The sequence below is a fragment of the Actinorectispora metalli genome, assembly GCF_056323685.1.
Window position 1 is genome coordinate 483097 of sequence record NZ_JBREYE010000002.1, and the last position, 20250, is coordinate 503346.

The following is a 20250-nucleotide window of genomic DNA, read 5'->3' on the forward strand; positions in this document are numbered from 1 at the left end:
TGACTATAGTCTCCACCGGAGGATCTGCGATGGCATTGCGGCATGCCGTGCTGGCGGCGCTGCTGGACGGTGAGTACAGCGGCTACCAGCTCGCCAAGGCGTTCGATGCGGGCGTGTCCAACTTCTGGCACGCCCTGCCGCAGCAGGTCTACCTCGAGGTGGCGAAACTCGAGAAGGAAGGCCTGGTCGCCGGGCGGCAGGTGATCCAGGAGAACCGCCCCAACAAGCGCGTCTTCACCGTGACCGAGGCGGGCCTCGCCGAGTTGGAGCGCTTCGCCGCGACCGCCGCCAAGCCGTCATTCGTCCGGGACGACCTGCTGGTCAAGGTGCAGGCTGTCGACCTCGTCGACGCCGCAAAGGTGATCGCCCAGCTCACCGAGCGCGCCGAGATCGCGGCGGGCAGGGTGGAGGTGCTGGACGCGCTGCTGCGCCGGTTGCGGGGCGAGATGGACGAGGACGAGTTCCTGCGGGCGGGCCGCCGCATCGGTCCGTACCTGACCTGCCTGCGCGGCAGGCGCTTCGAGCAGGAGAACGCCGAATGGTGCCGCTGGGCCGCGGGCGTGCTCCGTCAACGACAGTCACCGCGAGTGCCCCAATGAACGTCAGTAAAGGGAAGGCCGATATGCGCATCGGGACCATGCTCAGCTACAGCGGCGGATTCGCCGAGACCGCCGATGAGGCCGGGGACCTCGAACGCGCCGGTCTGGACATCGCGTTCGTGCCGGAGGCCTACTCCTTCGACGCGGTCAGCCAACTCGGCTACCTCGCCGCCCGCACCGAACGCCTCGAACTGGCCTCGGGCATCCTCCAGATCTACACCCGCACCCCCACACTCACCGCGATGACCGCCGCCGGGTTGGACTACGTCTCGAACGGCCGGTTCACCCTCGGCCTCGGCGCGTCAGGGCCGCAGGTGATCGAGGGCTTCCACGGCGTCCGCTACGACGCCCCGCTGGGTCGCACCAGGGAGATCGTGGAGATCTGCCGCCAGGTGTGGCGGCGGGAGCGGGTGAACTTCCAGGGCAAGCACTACCGTATTCCGCTGCCAGCAGAGGAGGGCACCGGGCTGGGCAAGCCGCTCAAGCTGATCAACCACCCGGTGCGGGAGCGGATTCCGATCGTGCTCGCCTCCATCGGTCCCAAGAACGTGGCGCTCACCGCCGAGATCGCCGAGGGCTGGCAGCCGATCTTCTTCTACCCCGAGAAGGCCGCCGCCGCCTGGGGCGACGCGCTCGCCGAGGGCAAGGCCAAGCGCGACCCCGCGCTGGGCGAACTGGACATCTACGCGGGCACCCCGCTGGCCATCGGTGATGACGTCGACCCGCTGCTGGACGGGGTGCGGCCGATGCTCGCGCTCTACATCGGCGGCATGGGCGCCCGCGGCAAGAACTTCTACAACGACCTGGCCTGCCGCTACGGCTTCGAGGCCGAGGCCAAAACGGTCCAGGACCTCTACCTGGACGGCAAGAAGGACGAGGCCGCCGCCGCGATACCCGACGACCTGGTGCGCTCCACCTCGCTGATCGGCCCCGAAAGCTATGTGCGCGAACGCATCGCCGCCTTCGCCGAGGCCGGTGTCACCACGCTCAACGTCACGCCGCTGGCCGCCGACCGAGAGGGCCGGGTCAGGCTGATCGAACGCCTTCGCTCGCTGATCTGAGGAGCTTTCGCCACCGGAAGCTCCGATTCCGGGCCTCCGGTGGCGAAAGCCGCGGCGTCAAAGAACGCCTGCGAGCAGACGCTGAGCACGGAGAGCGATCTCCAACTCCAAGCGGTCGTCCGGGTTGTTCAGGCGCTCGCCGAAGATCTCCTGAAGCTGGTTCATCCGATACCGCACCGTCTGCGGGTGCACGCCGAGGTTCTTGCTGATCTCCGGGGCGCTGCCGCGGTTCTGCAACCAGCACAGCAACGTGTCGGAAAGGCGTTTGCGCTGGTTGAAGGGCAGCTTCGACAGCGGGGCCAGGCTGCGCTGGGACAGCTGGGTGGTCAGGCACTCGTCGGTGAACAGCCAGATGGTGACGAAGTGGTCGGCGCAGCGGACCACCGGCACCTCACCGATGATCCCGCGGCGCACGAGGCAAAGCGCGCGACGGGCCAGGCGAAGCGACCGCGCCGCCTCGGCCAGCGCGACCTCAGGGCCGACCGCGGCCCGCCAGCCGGGTAACTCCTCGGCCAGCAGGGGTAACAGGCGCTCCGGATGCGGGGTGAGCAGGAATGGCTCGGGACCGTCCAGGTTCGGCAGCACCTCGTCGGGCAGCAGCGGCCCCTGCACGGTGACGCGGTCGGCGGGCGGCTCCAACGCCACGACCGTGATCGTCGCGGGCAGTTCCCAGCGGCCCTCCTCGGCAAGCTCGGCCAGCGACGAGGGGTCGGCCGGTGGCTCGGCGACCAGCACCTCCAGAAGTCGCCGACGTCGGCGCTCCTTGGAGGCCGCCGCCGTCGCCTCCGCGCCCGCGTATCCGTCCACCACCAGCGCGGTGAGCTCGTCGATGTAGATGAAGATCGCCTCGCCGATCAGGAACAGCAGGTCCGAGGAAGCACCCACGGCCCGGCCGAGGGCGACCACATGCCGCCAGGCGACCCGCCCGCCGATCCGGCACCCGCGCCGCCAGGCCTCCAGGCTGCGGCCCTCGGCGAACTCGATTCGCCCGATACCGCGCACGAACTCCTGCCAGCCGTCCTGGTCCTGTTCGGGGTTGCCGAAGTTGTCCAGCACGTGCAGCACCGCCTGCTCGGCGACGGTCAGCATCGTCTCTCGGTAGCTCGTGGACTGCCGGTTGTACTCGGGTACGTTGCGTTGCACCTCGCGCACCATGTCGTGGACGATCCGCTGCGAGTGGGCCCGGTAGAGCGGGGCCAGATCGGGCGGCAGCGCGGCCCACAGCTTGCTGGCCCTGCTCATCGCCGGGTCCGGCTGCACAGGTTTGAGTCGTCCGCTCGTTACCTGTGTCCGGATATGGGCGGGACGATGCGGGATGTCTCGATGATTCGACATGGCGCAACAATACCGATTCGTGATCTGCGGGTAATGGCGACTATTCGGTTTGATTCATCGCACCGAGACACGTGAAGAACGGTGCAGGTGGAACGACGCATCAGTGCGTCGGTGGCATCTTCATCAGGCATGTGGAAAATGATTCACCACGCCGGAAAATGCTCGGGCTCGCATTCGGCAGGAAAAGCTTGAACTCTCCAAGATGTGCGCTCTCGACGATGGTGTTCCACTGGAAAGGCGTGAAACCATTGTCGGAGAGCAACTTCCTCCGATATCAGGTCTCGCCGCTGAGGAAGGCTGGAAGCCAGTCGAATGGCGGGTTTCCGCCAGGTGCGTAGGAGTCCGGCAGGTCCACCGCCAACCTGCACGAAAGGCAGCGCCGGGCGTCCTCGCCCGCGATGGCGAGACCCAGCCAGAGCGACAGGGTGATCCCGCATACGCTGGTGATCGTGGTGGTCAGATCGACGTCGTCCCGCTCGACTTCGTGGCGGGGAAAGGCATGTGCGAAGCCGCTGGTCGAATCCAGCTCCCATATGTGCCGTCGTGCTGTCCTGTTCGCTCTCGATGGGGAATGGTGTTCCGTTCTCGGCACGGTGAGTGTGCTCCGATCTTCTGCACGGAAGCTCATTCGGCGATCGGGGATGAGCGCTCAATTTTATGGGTGTGGGACCGGTGGCCAGGGGGAGGAGGGCCACCGGTCCCGACGGCGGAAACAAAGTCGAGGGGGGCAACCTTTGTCTCCGCCGTTGGAAAAACGGTATCAAAAATGGCAACCAGGCCCAGGGCACGGCTCGACCGCGAGTTTGCTTCACTCTTTCGGAGTAGTGTTCTCTGTTGAGGTATAACACCCGAGACCTGCTCGTTATCGTCCGCTGAGCAATGCGACCTTATTGTCTGCGGTGTTTCCTGTAAAAACCCACCGGACTTCGGTCCGATTGCTTCATTCCTGCGTGCAACCGAACAGGACATCTCCGACGTCCTCAGGACATGCTGTCGGACAACGGATCACGGTGGGTGCGCACGGGAATGGCCGTTCTCGTGGTCGCGGGCCTGTGCACGGGCTCGGCGGTCACCTCCACCTGGCCCGCGCAGGCACCGCCGCCACCGTCGTCCGCGCAGCCGGTCGAACTGGTCGCCTTCGACTCCTGCGACGACCTGCTGAGCGGCCTCAAAACCGCCGCCACCGCCCATATCGGCTCCTACGGTTTTCCGAGCCGCTGGGGCTTCCCGGTCCCGCTCAGCGCCGAAGGTGCCGCGGGCAGGCAGGACACCGCGGCGACACCGGATCACTCCACGACCAATACCCACGAGTCCGGAGTGGACGAGCCGGACCTGGTCAAGACCGACGGCCGCCGCATCGTCAGCATCGTGGACAGCACGCTGCGCGTGGTGGACGTGGCCTCCCGCCGCGTCACCGGCACCCTGGAACTGGATGGCGCCCCCACCGGCCTGCTCACCGCGGGTGACCGGGCACTGGTGGTGTCGGGCAGCAACGTCGACTATCCGCAGGAGCTCACCGACGGCCTGATCCCGATGCAGTCCAAGCTGGTGCTCGTGGACCTGGCGGAGAGCCCGCGCGTGCTGGGCACGCTGGCGCTGGACGGCGGCTACCTGGACGCCCGGCAGACCGGCGACATCGCCCGCGTGGTGGTCCGCTCGACGCCGCGCCTGCACCTGCCCGTCCCGCGGATGCCATTGGCAGGCGAGGCGATCCGGCGTTCGGTGATCGACGACTGGGTGCCGCGGTACACGCTGGAGCAGGACGGCGCCCGCAGCGAGGGCAGGCTGACCGACTGCCGCCGGATCAGCCACTCCGAGAACTACTCGGCGATGTCGATGCTGACCGTGCTGAGCATCAACCTCAAGGACAAGCTGGGCACCGGCGACCCGGTGTCCATCGTGGGCGACGGCAACACCGTCTACGGCAACGCCGGCAACCTCTACGTCGCCGATGACGGGTCCGCGATAGCCCGACCCGCCACCGGTTCGCGGGTGGCCGCGGCGCAACGCACCGAGATCCACCGGTTCGACGTGTCCCAGCCCGGCCCACCCCGCCATGTGGCCTCCGGCAGCGTGGACGGCCACCTGCTCAACCAGTACTCGATGTCCGAGCACGACGGCCACCTCCGCGTGGCCACCACCACCGACGCGTTCCCCGGCGCCCGCCCCGATGTGCCGCGGTCGCAGAGCATGGTCACCGTGCTGGCCCACCGCGACCGGACCCTCACCCCGATCGGCAAGGTGACCGGCCTCGGCCCCGGCGAGCGGATCTACTCGGTCCGATTCATCGGGCCTACCGCCTACGTGGTCACGTTCCGGCAGACCGACCCGCTGTACACGGTGGACCTCCGCGACCCGGCGAAACCGAGGGTGACCGGCGAGCTGAAGATCACCGGCTACTCGGCGTACCTGCATCCCGCGGGCGAGGGCAGGCTGATCGGCGTCGGCCAGGAGGCCAACGACCAGGGCAGGGTGCTCGGCGCCCAGGTGTCCCTGTTCGACGTCAGCGACCCCGCGGCCCCGCGTCGGCTGGCCCAGCACCAGGTTCCCGGGGCGCATTCCGAGGCCGAATACGATCCGCATGCCTTCCTCTACTGGCCCCGCACCGGGTTGCTGGTCGTCCCGATCGCCAAATCGGCGGGCCAGTCCGCGCTGGTCCTGCGCGTCGCCGAGGGCGGGTTCAGCTCCATCGGCGAAGCCACCCACCCCGCGGACCGCAACGGCTATCGGCCGTCGCTGCGCCGGGCAATGGTGATCGGCGACGACCTCTGGACGCTCTCGGACGCGGGCTTCCAGGTCAGCGACCCGGCCACACTCAGCCAGCGAGCCTGGCTGCCGTTCTGACCCCTCAGGTGTGGATGTAGGCGTTGATTGTGGCCGCCTGGATGGCGCCACCCTGGTGCTGCATGATCGTTTTGCCGGTGCCGGTGCCGGTGCCGTCGGCGGACGCGTAACCCCACTGGCGTTGGTTGCTGCTGTTCTTCACCGACTTCGCGGTGAACGGCAGCGCGATGCACTGCTGCCCGTCCCCGGCCCAGTCGGGCGGCCACTCGATCTTGGTCCCGGCAGCTTTCTTTGGCGAGCAGGCCGGAGTGACCGTGGTGTTCAAGTCTACTGTGGACACTCAAACCAGACGCCGGGCGGTCGCCCAGCGGGACAGTTCGCGACGGTTGGAGAGCCGGAGTTTGCGCAGCACGGCGGCGGCATGGGTCTCCACGGTGCGGGCGGAGATGGACAGCCGCACGCCGATCTCCTTGTACGTGTAGCCCGCCGCGACCAGCCGCAACACGTCCCGCTCGCGGCGGGTGAGCTGATCCAGCTCGGGATCGAAGCCCTTCGGGGCGTTGCCGCGGAAGGCATCCAGCACGAAACCGGCGAGCCGCGGCGAGAAGTAGGCGTCCCCGGCATGCACCCGCCGGACCGCCTCGCCCAGTTCCGCACCGGAGATAGCCTTGGTGACATAGCCGTGCGCGCCGCCGCGGATCACGTCCAGCACGTCCTCCGCCGCATCCGACACCGACAGCGCCAGGAACCGCAGCGTCGGCCGGTCCGGCACCAGCGCGTCCAGCACCGCGCGGCCCCCGCCTCCCGGCAGGTGCACGTCCAGCAGCACCACATCCGGGCGCGTCGCCGTGATCCCCTCCACCGCCGAGGCCACGTCCACGGCTTCGCCCACGATGTCCACCTGGTCACCGATCTCGGCGCGCACCCCCGACCGGACCACGGTGTGATCGTCCACCAGGAACACCCGGATGCTCATGACACCTCCACCGGCACGCGCAGTTCGACCTCGGTGCCCTCGCCCGGCACCGAGCGGATCGCCGCCGAACCGCCCTGTTGACGCAGCCGTCCCTCGATCGACTCGGCGATGCCCCGTCGGTCCGCCGCGGTCGCCTCCGGGTCGAAACCGGTTCCCCTGTCCCGCACCAGCGCGAATACCTCCCCGTCGGCGACCTCCGCGAACACCGACACTTGCCGGACGCCGGCGTGTCTCGCCGCGTTGGTCAGCGCCTCCCGGACCGCACCCGCCACCGCACGGGCCCTGGAGTCCAGCGGGCAGGTGCCCACCGTGATCAGCTCTACCAGCACCGCGAACCGGTCCTCCACCTCCTCGGCGACCCTGGACAGCTCGGCGGCGAAGTCGTCGCCGCCAGGCTGGCCGCCGTTGAGCCAGGCCCGCAGCTCGCGTTCGGTGCTGCGGGCCAGCGTGCGCACCCCCGGCTCCTCGGTCCGCTTCTGGATCACGGTGAGCGCCTGGAGCACCGAGTCGTGCAGGTGCGCGGCCATCTCGGTGCGTTCCTCGGCGCGGATGCGCGCCGCCCGCTCCCTGGTGATCGTGCGGGTCAGCAGGTACCCCCAAGGCAGGACGACGCCGCCGACCAGCGCGAGCAGCGTCGCCGCCACCACGGAGGTGAGCACCAGGTAGATCATCAGCGTGGGGTCGCCGATGACCAGCGCCGCGATGACCGGGCCACCGATACCGATGAACCCGGCCACCACGATCGCCCTGGAGAACACGACCCCGGCGGTGGACCCGGCGGGCAGCGAGCGGACCAGCTGCCTGCCGACCAGGATCAGCCACGGCCCGACCGCCAGGCCCATCACCGCGACCAGGTCGGCGATCACGACCGGGAGGTCCGGCATCCTGGTGTATTTCACCGCCCACACCAGCCAGCCGAGCAGAACCAGCCCGAAGCAGCCGAGCGCCACCAGCCAACGCGTCCCCAGGTGCATTCGTCCATCCTGCTACGAACGGAACACGTCGCGGGCCAGCTCGGACCGCGGGATGTCGGTGTTGAGCGCGATGAGGTCACCGAGGCCGCGCCGGAAGTCGATGCCGTACCGCTGCTTGATCATGCTCAGGGCGGGGTCGTTGCCGAAGAAGAACCGGTCCCCGTCCCGCAAAGCCTCGAACTGCTTCGTCCAGATCGCCAGTTGCAGCTCACCGAACTCGGTGCCCGCCACATGCGGCTCGGCCACCATGCCGACGAACGCGTCCAGCTTGGGCACCTCCCCGTAGACCGCCTTCAACCGCGCCGCGATCGGCGTGCGCCGGTCACCCGACACAGCGTCGGTCCTGGCGGCCTCGCTGCCCAGCGGAATATCGTGGCCGCGGATGTCGCGCAGCCGCAGGAAGTCCAGCGAGTCCGGGTCGTCGATCTCCTTGCCCGGTGTGAGCTCGGCGTCCACCGGGAACTGCTCGCTCGCCTCCCCGGTGATCGCCTGGAACGAGGCCTTCGGCGCCAGCCCGTAGGCCCGGCGCAGGTCGTTGTAGGCGGGCATGCCGTGGTCGCGGCCGCGCTCGATGTCCATCGCGGTGATGTCGAAGACCGCGGTCTGGCATTCGGGGAAACAAGCGCTGAGTTCGATGCTGCGCACCACGTCGTCCATCTGCTCGTCGTTGTTGCTCTGCGCCTGCCCGCCGAGCCCCGCCAGCAGCGGGCCGAGGTGAAGCTGCTCCACCAGGTCGGGGTTGAACAGCGCCTGCGACCGCGGCACCCGCACCGTCACCTGGCCGTCCTGCTCCGTCACCGTGAACCCCTTGGCCCGCCACGCCTGGATTTGCGCGGGGGAGTAGCGGTCCTTGGCGGTCCGCACCGTGAACTCGCCGAAGGGCATGCTGTGCGGCCGGTAGCCGACGGTGGCGAACTCGTTGCCCAGGTTGGCGTTTACGTTCGGGACGTAACCCCGGTACGGGCGCAGCCGCACGCCCAGCGCGGGCAGGAACTCCTGATAGGTGATCCACTGCTGGGTGGCGATCACCACCCGCCGCGCGAGCTGGAACTTCCGCTCCTCGTCCAGTTCCTTCGGCAGCAGCGACACGATCCGGTTGTGCTCCCTGGCGAACAGCGTCTGCGTGGCCAGCAGCCCCAGGTTCTCGTTGGCCCGCAGGTCACCCGCGACCGCGGCGCGCTCGCCCATGGACCCCGACGCATCGTCCATCCCCGGCGCCTCGGTGGCGTTGCCGCGGGTGTTCAGCCGCGGCAGGTACTGCTCGGGCATCAGCAGCCGGGCGCCGTTGTTGGCGAGGTTCCCGTCGACGGGTCCTTCCCGCAGCCACTCCAGCCGCTTGCCCTCCCCGCCGTAGACCGCCCACGCGTCCAGGTACGAGCTCACGATGTTGGGCTGCTCCCGCGGCGTCGTCACCCCGGTGCCCGCCGCGGCGGCGCTGCGGCCGAAGGGAATGAGGCCGATGTCGCTGTGGAAGCGTTCCATCGGGTCGTCGTTGTCGAACGGGATGCCCTGCGCCGGTCCCGGCTCGCCGATCCGCAGGCCGACGGTGTGGTCAACGAACTGGCCCCACGCGGCGGCCCACTGACTGGTCCGGCGCTCGGAGAACAGGTTCTGGCCCCCGCTGTCGAACACCCGGTTGCTGATCCGGCGGGCGTTCGGACCCGCGACCGGGGCACCGACGCCGTCGGCGTAGTGGGCGGGGGCCAGCCGCTGATAGGCGGTGCCCGCCCGGCCCCACTCGGGATGCGCGCGGTTGTTGCCGCTGCCGTCCAGGCTTTGGATCTCGAACGCGGCGGGCTGGGCCGCCGCTGTGCCGGTGGCCAGAACGCCCGCCACCAGCACACTCGCCATGAGTAGTCGCATACCTCCCAGCCTCACGGCGGGCCGGGTGCGGCCACATCCGTAGCGGACCCGCGGGAACCCCGTAGGTCAGTCCGTCACGATGAGTTTCGCCCCGGGTGAGGAGCGGGGAGGACGCCCCTCACCCGGCGCCGGTTCAGGTGCCGGTGGTCTGGCGAATCCAGGCTCGGGTCTTGGCCACCGAGGTGTAGCCCGCCCACCCGCCGGTGGCTGGGCGGCGGCCGATCGCGCACACACCCGCGTGCACGAGCTCACCGGTCGCCGCGCTGCGTACGAACACCGGCCCGCCGGAGTCGCCGCCCGCCACGGTGCCGTTGGTCTGCGTGCACACCATGGGCGCCCGGCTGCCCTGGCAGTCCAGTCCGCTTACGTAGCCGTCGGCGAACTTCAGGTTCTGCGGCAGCGGCCCGCCCCAGTCGGCGCGCTCGGAGCCCCAGCCGTAGATGGTGGCGTCCTGGCGGACCTTGATGTCGGCGTCCTCCGCCAGCTTGGCGTAGGTATTGGTGTGCGCCTGCGACAGCTTCAGCAGCGCGATGTCGTAGGCAGGCCAGTTGTAGCTGGGGTGCCGGACCACCTGGGACACCGCCACCATGGTTCCGCCGCTGGACCGGTTGAGCGACCCGATGCGCACCGAGTAGCCGGAGTTGCTCGTCGCGCAGTGCGCCGCGGTCAGCACCCACTGGGGCGCGATCTGGGCGGCGGTGCAGTTGAAGGAGTTGTTGCGGTGCAGGGCGGCGATCCACGGTTTGGCGTCTTTGACCACGCCACCGCCCACGATGTAGGGCTGGGCATCGGGGGTGGCCGCGACAGCGGGCGCGGCGAGGCTGCCCGCCGCCAACGCGACGGACAACACGGCCGTGCGCAGGATTCGCTGGAAGGTTCCCATGGTTGCTCCAAAGGGACACAGGGACGGCACGGAAAGCGACTTCCGCAGGGTTGGAAGTCGCGTGCCGCAGCGACCGTAGGTCGCGGGCGAGGGTGGCCTTCCGCGTCAGGCGCAAAGACGCCCGGACGTCACATCCAGGCATACTTTCGGCAGTATGGGCACCCGCGAACCCGGTAGACGGGGCTCGTATGGGCCTGAGCTTCTGAGATATGGCTCGTCCGCGGCTGGCCGAGATCACCCACGCGCTTCACGAGGCCGTGTCACATCACCCGGAGCTGTCTCGTCCCTCCTGAGAACGGAGGAGGATTCGATGACAGTGCTGGTGACAGGGGCGACCGGGACGCTGGGCAGCCAGGTGGTGGCCCGGCTGCGGGCCGTGGGGCAGGACGTGCGACCCGCGAGCCGTAGGCGGTCCGGTGAGCCTGGGTGGGTCACCCTTGACGTGGTGACCGGTGAGGGGCTCGACGCGGCTGTCGCCGGGGTCGACACGATCATCCACTGTGCGCTGCCTGGGCTCCGGAAGAAGGAGGTTCGGGCGACTGAGAACCTCATCGCCGCGGCTCGGCGCGCGGGTACGCGCCATCTCGTCTATATCTCCATCGTCGGCGTTGACCGTGTGCCGTTTCCGTACTACCAGGGCAAATTTGCGGCTGAGCGGCTTATTGAGGCGAGCGGTGTGTCGTACACGATTCTGCGTGCTACGCAGTTCCACGATTTGCTGGGGAAGGTATTTGGTATTGCCGCCAGGCTTCCGGTGATGTTTGTGCCTAGCTTGCGGTTTCAGCCGGTGGATGTCGGGGAAGTAGCTGATCGGCTGGTTGCATTGGCGGTGGGGTTGCCGCGGGGGCGGGTGCGCGACTTGGCGGGGCCGGAGGTTCGGCATGCGGTTGATCTGGCGGGTGCTTATCTGAATGCTGTGGGGCTTCGGCGGTGGGTGGTGGCTGTGCGGTTGCCTGGAGCGACCTTTCGGGGGTATCGGGATGGGGGGCACCTTGCTCCCCTTTGTGCTGATGGGGTTGTTACTTTTGAGCAGTATTTGGGTAATGGGTGATTGGGTTAACCGGACTCGAGCGGGTTCCGGTTTGGTAAGCCGTCAGCTTTCGGTGCATTGTGGTGCGCCGTCGAGCATCGCGTCCTCGACCGCCGCATGTATCGGTACGAGCTGATCCACCCCACCCAACTGAAGCACCCGGCGGATATTGGCGGACGCTCCCGCGATAGCCAAGGTGCTGCCGTCGGATTTCAGCCGCCGCCAGATCGTCAGCAACGCCGCCATGCCGGAGGAGTCGCAGAACCGCACCTCGGAGAAGTCGAGCACCACATGCCGAACCGCGTCGTCCACCAAGCGTAGAACCTCGTCGTGCAGGTCGTCCGCGCTGCCGTAGTCGATTTCGCCCGCCACGGCGGCGACCAGCTGGTCGGCAAGGCGACGGGCCGTGCTCACGATGAGCAGGGGTTCCTCGCTCATGGTGCCCATCCTTCCTCAACACCCGCGGCTCATGCGGTCATCGGCGCTGAGACGTGATGTTCGAGCCGGTGCTCTACGGTGTGCTCATCGGGTGTCGCGGACGTGAACCATCCGTGGCCCGATGACGAAGGAGTCAGTGTGTCCCAGCGCGGCCATTTGTGCTTGTCCGAAGACCTTACGCGGGAACCGTGATGACAGATCCGGCGGACTCGGCTTGGTCCCTGCCCCTGCACGGGCAGGTCGAGGTCGCGAAGGTCCGCGGATGGGTCCGCAGCCGACTCTCCGACACCATCGACGACGACAGCCTCTTCGACGTCCAGCTCGTGGTCGCCGAGCTGGTTACCAACGCCTACGTGCACACCGCGAGCCCACAGCGGCTGGAACTCCGGCGGGTGAACGGTCAGATCCGCGTCGAGGTCACCGACGGTGATCCGGCGCCGCCCGAGCTTCGGCCGCCCTCGGCCACGCGCACCGGCGGTCGGGGCATCCTGATCGTGGACAACCTTTCCACCGATTGGGGGGTGCGTTCACACCCCGGTGGGAAGACGGTGTGGTCCGTGCTGCCGCGTCACCGCGCCTAGTCGGGCACGTGGATGGTCACCACGCAGATGTCGTCGTCGGTGTTCGCCGTCCCCGTGCTCAGCAGCCGGTCCGTGTAGCCCTCCACATCGTCCACCGGGGTGCTGGCGTTGCGCACCAGTTGCCGCAGGCTTTCGTCCAGGTCGGTGTCGCGCCGCTCGATCAGCCCGTCGGTGAACAGCACCACCGTGTCGCCCGGCTCGAGCTTCTGCGTCGCCTCCTCGTACGCCGCCGCGGGGTCCGCGCCGAGCAGGATGCCCTCGGGCAGCGGCAGGAACTCGCCCTGTCCCTTGCGGACCAGGACGGGCGGCAGGTGCCCCGCCCGCGACCAGCGCAGCATCCGTTCGCGAGGGTCGTACAGGCCGCAGATCGCGGTCGCGGTGGTGTTCTTCGTCAGGTGCAGCACGGTCGTATTCAGCCACGACATCAGTCGGGCGGGTGGGGCGCCGGTGATCGACAGGCCGCGCAGCGAGTTGCGCAGCGCCACCATCCCGGTGGTGGCGCTGATGCCGTGGCCCGCGACGTCGCCGACCACGAGCAGGACGTGGCCGCTGGGCAGCATCGCCGCGTCGTACCAGTCGCCGCCGACCTTGTGCTCCTTCTCCGCGGGCCGGTACCGCACGGCGATCCGCAGGCCGCCCGCCGTGATCGGGCCCTCCGTGCCCGGCAGGATCGCGTGCTGAAGCTGCCGGGCCACCTGGTACTGCTCCAGCGCCCGCTGCTCGGTGCTGGCCAGTTGGTCCTGAGTCGCCTCCAGCGCCACCTCGGTGTGGTACTGCCCCGAGATGTCCTGATACGTGCCGCGCAGCGCGATGACGTTGCCGATCGGGCTGACGTCCGGCTCGGCGAACGCACGCATCTGCCGGATCGCGCCGTCCTCGCGCAGGATCCGGAACGTCGCACCCGCCGCCCGCCCCCCGTCCAGCAGTTGGTCCCGGAAACGGCGGAAGGCGGGCAGGTCCGCCGGGTGCACCAGCGACCGCACCTCGTCCACCCCGAGGCCCTGGCTCGCCGCGGTCAGACCGAACAGCCGGAAGGCCTGCTCGGTCCAGGTGACCGAGCCGTTGACGAGGTTCTGCTCGAAGCCGCCGATGTGGCCCATCCGACCCACGGTGTCCAGCAGCGACATCACGGTGTCCAGGTCGTCGGTGACCCGCCAGCGCAGCAGCACCCCGTCCAACCAGCGGGAGATGCCGACGCTGACCACCCTCGGCTTGGCGTCCGGCCCGGACAGGCACCGGGTGTGCAGCCGCTCCGTCCGGTACGTGGTGCCCGAGCGCAGCACCTCCACCGCCCGGTCGAACAGCCCGTCCTCGGCGCTCATCAGCGGATACACCTGCAGCAGGCGCCGCCCGACCAGGTCGGAACCCACCCGGCCCGTCGGGTCCACCAGGTTCGCGGTGGCGAAGTCGATCTCGAAGTCGATGATCGTGCCGTGGCTGTCCCGCACCGGGTAGGCGGCCAGCCCGTTGTAGAGGATGCCGTCGAGCAGGTCGCCGACCCAGAAGTTGCGGGTCTCCGGCGTGTCGTCATCGCCGGCCAGCAGTTGGCCCGCGGCGTGCGCCAGACCGCTGAGTTGGCGGCGCAACCCCAGCGGGAAGTCCTGCGAACCCGGCCAGAAGATCTCCATCGCGCCGACCGCCTGCCTGCCGCCCCGCAGCGGCAGCACCGCGCGGGCCCCGCGGCGCCAGCGGCTGATCACCGGCACCGCCCTGGGCTCGTCGGTGCCGGTGGCGATCCAGTGCGCCCGGTCCTCTCGCAGCGTGCGCTGCGCCAGAGTGTCCAAGTCGGCGGGAATGAACCGCCACCGCTCGGCCTCACCGCTGGTCAGGCCGCTCTGGCCGATCAGCCGCAGCGACCCGTCTGGTACCAGCGTCCACAGGATCACGCCGACCACGCCGAGGTCGGCGAGCACCTCGTCGAGCACCGCCTTGGCGAACTCGGCACCATCGGCTGGTAGCTCGGCCACCGTCTCCACCAGCCGCAACCGACGGTTGTCCGCGCCTTCGGTCGTGGTCGGGATCGTCACGTCAAGGCCACCCGCCTGGGCGATCACGTCGGCGGCGAACTCCGCAGCCGACACGCTAGCCCCGGCCGACAGCTGCCTCAGGTGCTGGGTGGCCTGGGCCGCGGTACACCCCAGCTGGCCGATGAGCACACCCCTGGCCACCGAGACCGCTTCGCGCTCCAGGTCGCGGGCTCGCAGCCGCTCCAGCTCTTGTTCCTGCCTGGCCACGACGTCGGCCAGCCGCCCCACAGCGTCGGCGGGTGGCTCGGTGGGCTGCTGGTCATCCACTCGTGGTCTCGTTCTGCCTTGATTTATTACGTGACGAGCATGGCGCAGTGTAAGAGCCCCCGCTGGGCGATGTAGCCGCCAGATGGCTGGTGCGGGAGCCCGTGTCGTGGCCGTGGAGCGGCAGCGATGAAATAGTTGCCTCCAGGCAACTCTGACGGAAGAGCGCGCGCGGGCGCGTGAGGGGAAGTGTGCTCGTGGTGAGTGGCGAGAAAACCCCGGTCCGGAAGGCCGGCCCGGCCGGCGACAGAGCGCTGGACGATTCGGGCCTGCAACAGCTGCTCGCGGGCCTCACCGCGGTGCGCGACGGGGACTTCGGCACCCGGCTTCCGCAGGTTGGCGACGAGCTCGTGGACAAGATCGCGACCGTCTTCAACGGCATGGTGGACCAGCTTGCCCTGTTCACCTCCGAGGTGACCAGGGTGGCCCGCGAAGTGGGCACCGAGGGCAAACTCGGCGGCCAGGCGAAGGTCCCCGGGGTTTCCGGCACCTGGAAAGATCTCACCGATTCGGTGAACGCGATGGCGGGCAACCTCACCGGCCAGGTCCGCGATATCGCCCAGGTCGCCACCGCGGTCGCGGGCGGCGACCTGACCAAGGCCATCTCGGTGGAGGCCAGGGGAGAGGTCGCCGAGCTCAAGGACACCATCAACACGATGGTCGACCAGCTTTCCGCGTTCGCCGACGAGGTCACCCGCGTGGCCCGCGAGGTCGGCACCGAGGGCATCCTGGGCGGCCAGGCAGAGGTCCCCGGCGTGTCCGGCACCTGGAAGGACCTCACCACCTCGGTGAACTTCATGGCGGGCAACCTGACCAGCCAGGTCCGCAACATCGCCCAGGTCACCACCGCGGTCGCCAAGGGCGATCTGTCGCAGAAGATCACCGTGGACGCCCGCGGGGAGATCCTGGAGCTGAAGAACACCATCAACACCATGGTCGACCAGCTGTCGGCGTTCGCCGACGAGGTCACCCGCATGGCGCGCGAGGTGGGCACCGACGGCATCCTCGGCGGCCAGGCGCAGGTGCCCGGTGTCGGCGGCACCTGGCGGGACCTCACCGAATCGGTGAACTCGATGGCGGGCAACCTGACCGTCCAGGTGCGCTCCATCGCCGAGGTGGCCACCGCGGTCGCCGAGGGTGATCTGTCGCAGAAGATCCGGGTGGATGCCCGCGGGGAGATCCTGGAGCTGAAGAACACCATCAACACCATGGTCGAGCGCCTCTCCGGTTTCGCGGGCGAGGTGACCAGGGTCGCCCGCGAGGTGGGCACCGAGGGCAGGCTGGGCGGCCAAGCCGACGTCCAGGGCGTGTCCGGCACCTGGAAGGCGCTCACCGAATCGGTGAACGTGATGGCCGACAACCTGACCGACCAGGTGCGCTCCATCGCCGAGGTCACCACCGCGGTCGCCAAGGGCGACCTGTCGCAGAAGATCCGGGTGGACGCCCGCGGCGAGATCCTCGAGCTGAAGGAGACCATCAACACGATGGTCGACCAGCTCTCCGGCTTCGCCGACGAGGTCACCCGCGTGTCCCGCGAGGTGGGCACCGAGGGCAAGCTGGGTGGCCAGGCCATCGTGCCGGGCGTGTCGGGGGTGTGGAAGGACCTCACCGACAGCGTGAACGTGATGGCAGGCAACCTGACCAGCCAGGTCCGCTCGATCTACGCGGTGGCCACCGGCGTCGCCAAGGGCGATCTGTCCCAGAAGAAGATCATCATCGAGGCCAGGGGCGAGGTCGCCGCGCTGGCGCAGACCATCAACACGATGGTCGAGACCCTGGACTCGTTCGCGGGCGAGGTGACCAGGGTCGGCCGCGAGGTCGGCACCGAGGGACGGCTGGGCGGCCAGGCCATCGTGCCCAACGTCGCGGGCATCTGGAAGGACCTCACCGAGGTCGTCAACTCGATGGCCAACAACCTGACCGCGCAGGTCCGCAACATCGCGCTGGTGACGACCGCGGTGGCCCGCGGCGACCTGTCCAAGAAGATCGACGTGCACGCCAGCGGCGAGATCCTGGAGCTCAAGACCACCATCAACACGATGGTCGACACCCTGTCCGCCTTCGCCGCCGAGGTCACCCGCGTGGCCCGCGAGGTGGGCCGGGAGGGACGGCTGGGCGGCCAGGCCGAGGTCGAGGGCGTCTCCGGCACCTGGAAGCGGCTGACCGAGAACGTCAACGAACTGGCGGGCAACCTGACCCGGCAGGTGCGCGCGATCGCCGAGGTCACCAGCGCGGTCGCCACCGGCGACCTGACCCGCTCCATCTCGGTGGAGGCCCAGGGCGAGGTGGCCGAGCTCAAGGACAACATCAACTCGATGGTGCAGTCCCTGCGCGAGACCACGATGGCCAACCAGGAGCAGGACTGGCTCAAGACCAACCTGGCCCGGCTCTCGGGCCTCATGCAGGGCCACCGCGATCTGCGCGCCGTGGCCGAGCTGATCATGGATGAGCTGGTGCCGATGGTCCGCGCCCAGTACGGCGCGTTCTTCCTGACCAGCGACAACAAGCTGCGGCTGCTGGCCTGCTACGGCGGTCTCGACGGCCGTGACGACATCGAGTTCAACATCGGCCAGTCGCTGGTCGGGCAGGTCGGCCGCACCAAGAAGCCCATCGTGGTCGACCGCACTCCGCCGGACTACGTCAAGATCTCCTCCGGTCTCGGCGAGGCCTCGCCCGCGAACCTGATCGTGCTGCCGATCCTGTTCGAGGACCAGGTGCTCGGCGCCATCGAACTGGCCTCGTTCAACCAGTTCACCCAGGTGCACCAGGACTTCCTGGAGCAACTGATGGAGACCATCGGCGTCAACGTCAACACCATCATCGCCAACGCCCGCACCGACGCGTTGCTTGACGAGTCGCAGCGGCTGGCCTCCGAACTCCAGACTCGGTCGGAGGAGCTTCAGGCCCAGCAGGAGAAGCTGCAGACCTCCAACGCCGAACTCGCGGACAAGGCGGCGCTGCTGGCCAGGCAGAACCGCGATATCGAGATCAAGAACTTCGAGATCGAACAGGCCCGCCAGGAGATCGAGGAACGCGCCCAGCAGCTGGCGCTGGCCTCGAAGTACAAGTCCGAGTTCCTGGCCAACATGTCCCACGAGCTGCGCACCCCGCTCAACAGCCTGCTGATCCTGGCGCGGCTGCTGGCCCAGAACCCTGGCGGCAACCTCACGCCCAAGCAGGTCGAGTACGCCAACGTGATCCACTCCGCGGGTTCGGACCTGCTTCAGCTGATCAACGACATCCTGGACCTGTCCAAGGTCGAGGCGGGCAAGATGGACATCAACCCCGAGTGGTTCTCGCTGCGGAGCCTGCTCGACGACCTGGGGTCGACCTTCCAGCCGCTCACCGCGGAGAAGGGCCTGGAGTTCCGGGTCACCACCGCCGAGGACGTGCCGCGCAAGCTCTTCGCCGACCAGCAGCGGGTCCGGCAGGTGCTCCGCAACCTGCTGTCCAACGCGGTGAAGTTCACCGAACGCGGCAATGTGGAGCTTCGGGTGCACGTGTCCTCCGAGGTGGAACTCGCGCACGGCCCCACCGTCGCGTTCTCGGTGGTGGACACCGGGATCGGCATCGACGAGGACAACCTGGACGCCATCTTCGGCGCCTTCCAGCAGGCCGACGGCACCACCAGCCGCAAGTACGGCGGCACCGGCCTCGGCCTGTCCATCAGCCGCGAGGTGGCCTGGCTGCTCCAGGGTGAAATCCGCGCGCAGAGCAAGCTGGGCCACGGCAGCACGTTCACCCTGTACCTCCCGGTGTCCACAATGGACGTCGAGCGGCCCGGCATATTGCCGGAACTGCCCTCGGCACAGCGCAGCCCGGTGCGCAGGCTGCTGGTGCTGGAGGACCAGGCGGGCGGCCTGCTCACGCTGCTGGCCCGCACCGCCGCGAGCGAGCTACCCGACCGGGACGGGCCGATCCGCATCTTCACGGCGGGTTCGCCCGCCCAGGCCATGCAGGAGCTGCTGGCCCAGCCGCATCACTGCGTGGTCGTGGACGCCAGCCTCGCGGGCGACGGTGCGGTGGCGTTCCTGGACCAGGCCGCCGAGCAGGAGGAGCTGCAAGGCCTGCCGGTGCTGGTGCACCCCGTGCGCAAGCTGAACCTCGCCTCCGAGCGCCTGATCCAGGCCAGAACCGATGTCCTGCCCACCCTGGACGCGGTGCGGGAACACCTGTTGCTGCAGTTGTCCGGCGAGCATGACGCGCGCACTCGCCCGCCCGCGGCGGTCGAAGCCGCTCCGACCGTCTACACCGGGCTGAGCGGCCGCAAGGTGCTGGTCGTCGACGATGACGACCGCAACGTCTACGCCATCAACGGCATCCTCGAGCTGCACGGCATGACGGCCCTGCACGCGCCCAACGGCCGCAAGGGCATCCAGGTGCTCCAGGAGAACCCGGACATCGACCTGATCCTGATGGACGTGATGATGCCCGATATGGACGGCTACGCCACGACGGCGGCGATCCGCGATATGCCGCGCTTCGCCGCCATCCCGATCATCGCCGTCACCGCCAAGGCCATGCAGGGCGACCGGGAGAAGAGCCTGTCCTCGGGAGCCAACTACTACGTGACCAAGCCGGTGGACGCCGAACAGCTGCTGGCCAGCATGCAGAAGTGCCTGCAGCACACCTGATCACGACCAGGTGCCGATGACGATCGTCGCGTCGCCGTAGCTGACCAGCTGAGGGACGAGGCCGTCGCCCGCGAACACGGCGGCGGTCAGCGGCGCCTGGTGTTCGCTGGTCTCCACCAGCAGGTGACCGCCGGGCGCCAGCCACGTCGTCGCCGCCGCGGACACCCTGCGCTGCACGTCCAGGCCGTCTGGGCCGCCGTCGAGGGCGACCAGCGGCTCGTACAGCCGGGCCTCCGGCGGGAGCAGGCAGATCGCCTCGGACGGCACATAGGGCGCGTTGGCGACCAACACGTCGACCCGTCCGCGCAGTTCGGCGGGCAGCGGCTCGTACAGGTCGCCTTCGTGCACGGGGTGCTTGCCCAGGTTGCGCCGCGCGCACCGCACCGCGGCGGGGTCGATGTCCACCGCGTGCAGCGTGACCTGCCGGGCGGCCAGCAGCGCGGCGCCGACCGCGCCGGAACCACAGCACAGATCGACCACCACGGCGCCCTGCCGGGCCAGGATGGCGGCGTGCCGGGCGAGGAATTCGGTGCGGCGGCGGGGCACGAAGACGCCGGGGTCCACCGCGACCCGCAGCCCGCAGAACTCGGCCCAGCCCAGCACGTGTTCCAGCGGCGTCCCGGCGATACGCCGGGCCACCAGGTCGTCGAGTTCGGCGGTGTCGGAGGTGGCTTCGAGGAGCAGCAGCGCCTCGTCCTCGGCGAACACGCAGCCCGCGGCACGCAGCCGCGCGGCGACAGCGGAAAAAACGGAAGCGACAGGTGAAGCGGTAATGGCGAGCGCCTTTCGCAAGAGGGCGCC

The 20250-nt window shown here is 68.9% G+C and carries 16 protein-coding genes; 6 read left to right on the forward strand and 10 right to left on the reverse strand.

Annotation, left to right across the window (positions count from 1 at the left end):
• The first annotated feature begins 29 nt into the window (after positions 1–29).
• Together ACU6XJ_RS22380 and ACU6XJ_RS22385 are read left to right on the forward strand one after the other, a co-directional pair.
• Positions 30–599, forward strand: a complete 570-nt coding sequence (locus ACU6XJ_RS22380) for a PadR family transcriptional regulator (RefSeq protein WP_476315107.1) — start codon at positions 30–32, stop codon at positions 597–599.
• A gap of 23 nt (positions 600–622) precedes the next feature.
• Positions 623–1660, forward strand: a complete 1038-nt coding sequence (locus tag ACU6XJ_RS22385) for an LLM class F420-dependent oxidoreductase (RefSeq protein WP_476315109.1) — start codon at positions 623–625, stop codon at positions 1658–1660.
• Between the two features lie 57 nt (positions 1661–1717).
• Here ACU6XJ_RS22385 and ACU6XJ_RS22390 read toward each other — a convergent pair whose 3' ends face one another.
• Together ACU6XJ_RS22390 and ACU6XJ_RS22395 are read right to left on the reverse strand one after the other, a co-directional pair.
• Positions 1718–2902 (reverse strand): PucR-like N-terminal domain-containing protein, encoded by a 1185-nt coding sequence (locus ACU6XJ_RS22390; protein ID WP_476315112.1) that lies wholly within the window; start codon positions 2900–2902, stop codon positions 1718–1720.
• Positions 2903–3269: 367 nt separating this feature from the next.
• The gene (locus ACU6XJ_RS22395; RefSeq protein WP_476315115.1) at positions 3270–3587 is read right to left on the reverse strand and encodes a hypothetical protein; all 318 of its coding nucleotides are present in this window, start codon (positions 3585–3587) and stop codon (positions 3270–3272) included.
• Between the two features lie 434 nt (positions 3588–4021).
• Here ACU6XJ_RS22395 and ACU6XJ_RS22400 point away from each other — a divergent pair, with 434 nt between their 5' ends.
• Entirely contained in the window at positions 4022–5839 is a 1818-nt protein-coding gene (locus tag ACU6XJ_RS22400; RefSeq protein WP_476315118.1) for a beta-propeller domain-containing protein, read from the forward strand.
• 4 nt (positions 5840–5843) lie between these two features.
• Here the strand turns inward: ACU6XJ_RS22400 and ACU6XJ_RS22405 are convergent, their stop codons facing one another.
• The 5 genes from ACU6XJ_RS22405 to ACU6XJ_RS22425 form a co-directional block, all read right to left on the reverse strand.
• Positions 5844–6119: a hypothetical protein gene (locus ACU6XJ_RS22405; RefSeq protein ID WP_476315121.1), complete on the reverse strand. Its 276-nt coding sequence runs from the start codon at positions 6117–6119 to the stop codon at positions 5844–5846.
• Entirely contained in the window at positions 6120–6755 is a 636-nt protein-coding gene (locus tag ACU6XJ_RS22410) for a LuxR C-terminal-related transcriptional regulator (protein ID WP_476315123.1), read from the reverse strand.
• The gene (locus ACU6XJ_RS22415; RefSeq protein ID WP_476315126.1) at positions 6752–7729 is read right to left on the reverse strand and encodes a sensor histidine kinase; all 978 of its coding nucleotides are present in this window, start codon (positions 7727–7729) and stop codon (positions 6752–6754) included. Before ACU6XJ_RS22415 ends, ACU6XJ_RS22410 begins: the two co-directional genes overlap by 4 nt.
• A 12-nt stretch (positions 7730–7741) precedes the next feature.
• Positions 7742–9592, reverse strand: a complete 1851-nt coding sequence (locus tag ACU6XJ_RS22420) for a peroxidase family protein (RefSeq protein WP_476315129.1) — start codon at positions 9590–9592, stop codon at positions 7742–7744.
• Between the two features lie 133 nt (positions 9593–9725).
• Positions 9726–10475, reverse strand: coding sequence for a S1 family peptidase (locus tag ACU6XJ_RS22425; protein ID WP_476315132.1), 750 nt, complete (start codon positions 10473–10475; stop codon positions 9726–9728).
• Positions 10476–10785: 310 nt separating this feature from the next.
• On the opposite strand from ACU6XJ_RS22425, the gene ACU6XJ_RS22430 reads away from it, so the two are divergent.
• On the forward strand, positions 10786–11526 hold the full coding sequence (locus ACU6XJ_RS22430; protein WP_476315135.1) for an SDR family oxidoreductase: 741 nt from the start codon (positions 10786–10788) through the stop codon (positions 11524–11526).
• Positions 11527–11568: 42 nt separating this feature from the next.
• Here ACU6XJ_RS22430 and ACU6XJ_RS22435 read toward each other — a convergent pair whose 3' ends face one another.
• Positions 11569–11943, reverse strand: a complete 375-nt coding sequence (locus tag ACU6XJ_RS22435) for an STAS domain-containing protein (protein ID WP_476315138.1) — start codon at positions 11941–11943, stop codon at positions 11569–11571.
• Positions 11944–12134: 191 nt separating this feature from the next.
• Between ACU6XJ_RS22435 and ACU6XJ_RS22440 the strand changes: the two genes are divergently transcribed.
• The gene (locus ACU6XJ_RS22440) at positions 12135–12524 is read left to right on the forward strand and encodes an ATP-binding protein (protein WP_476315141.1); all 390 of its coding nucleotides are present in this window, start codon (positions 12135–12137) and stop codon (positions 12522–12524) included.
• On the opposite strand, the gene ACU6XJ_RS22445 is transcribed toward ACU6XJ_RS22440, so the two are convergent.
• Positions 12521–14818 (reverse strand): SpoIIE family protein phosphatase, encoded by a 2298-nt coding sequence (locus ACU6XJ_RS22445; RefSeq protein WP_476315144.1) that lies wholly within the window; start codon positions 14816–14818, stop codon positions 12521–12523. The genes ACU6XJ_RS22440 and ACU6XJ_RS22445 overlap by 4 nt on opposite strands.
• Positions 14819–15012: 194 nt before the next feature.
• Here ACU6XJ_RS22445 and ACU6XJ_RS22450 point away from each other — a divergent pair, with 194 nt between their 5' ends.
• Positions 15013–19449, forward strand: a complete 4437-nt coding sequence (locus tag ACU6XJ_RS22450) for a HAMP domain-containing protein (protein WP_476318581.1) — start codon at positions 15013–15015, stop codon at positions 19447–19449.
• Here the strand turns inward: ACU6XJ_RS22450 and ACU6XJ_RS22455 are convergent, their stop codons facing one another.
• Positions 19450–20241 (reverse strand): putative protein N(5)-glutamine methyltransferase, encoded by a 792-nt coding sequence (locus ACU6XJ_RS22455; RefSeq protein ID WP_476315147.1) that lies wholly within the window; start codon positions 20239–20241, stop codon positions 19450–19452. It lies immediately after the preceding gene.
• Positions 20242–20250 lie beyond the last annotated feature (9 nt).

What these genes read in the sequence shown, in the direction of transcription:
- ACU6XJ_RS22380 (WP_476315107.1), top strand. Translation starts at nt 30, where the DNA reads ATGGCATTGCGGCATGCCGTGCTGGCGGCGCTGCTGGACGGTGAGTAC.
- ACU6XJ_RS22385 (WP_476315109.1), top strand. Translation starts at nt 623, where the DNA reads ATGCGCATCGGGACCATGCTCAGCTACAGCGGCGGATTCGCCGAGACC.
- ACU6XJ_RS22390 (WP_476315112.1), bottom strand. Translation starts at nt 2,902, where the DNA reads ATGAGCAGGGCCAGCAAGCTGTGGGCCGCGCTGCCGCCCGATCTGGCC.
- ACU6XJ_RS22400 (WP_476315118.1), top strand. Translation starts at nt 4,022, where the DNA reads ATGGCCGTTCTCGTGGTCGCGGGCCTGTGCACGGGCTCGGCGGTCACC.
- ACU6XJ_RS22410 (WP_476315123.1), bottom strand. Translation starts at nt 6,755, where the DNA reads ATGAGCATCCGGGTGTTCCTGGTGGACGATCACACCGTGGTCCGGTCG.
- ACU6XJ_RS22415 (WP_476315126.1), bottom strand. Translation starts at nt 7,729, where the DNA reads ATGCACCTGGGGACGCGTTGGCTGGTGGCGCTCGGCTGCTTCGGGCTG.
- ACU6XJ_RS22420 (WP_476315129.1), bottom strand. Translation starts at nt 9,592, where the DNA reads ATGCGACTACTCATGGCGAGTGTGCTGGTGGCGGGCGTTCTGGCCACC.
- ACU6XJ_RS22425 (WP_476315132.1), bottom strand. Translation starts at nt 10,475, where the DNA reads ATGGGAACCTTCCAGCGAATCCTGCGCACGGCCGTGTTGTCCGTCGCG.
- ACU6XJ_RS22430 (WP_476315135.1), top strand. Translation starts at nt 10,786, where the DNA reads ATGACAGTGCTGGTGACAGGGGCGACCGGGACGCTGGGCAGCCAGGTG.
- ACU6XJ_RS22435 (WP_476315138.1), bottom strand. Translation starts at nt 11,943, where the DNA reads ATGAGCGAGGAACCCCTGCTCATCGTGAGCACGGCCCGTCGCCTTGCC.
- ACU6XJ_RS22440 (WP_476315141.1), top strand. Translation starts at nt 12,135, where the DNA reads ATGACAGATCCGGCGGACTCGGCTTGGTCCCTGCCCCTGCACGGGCAG.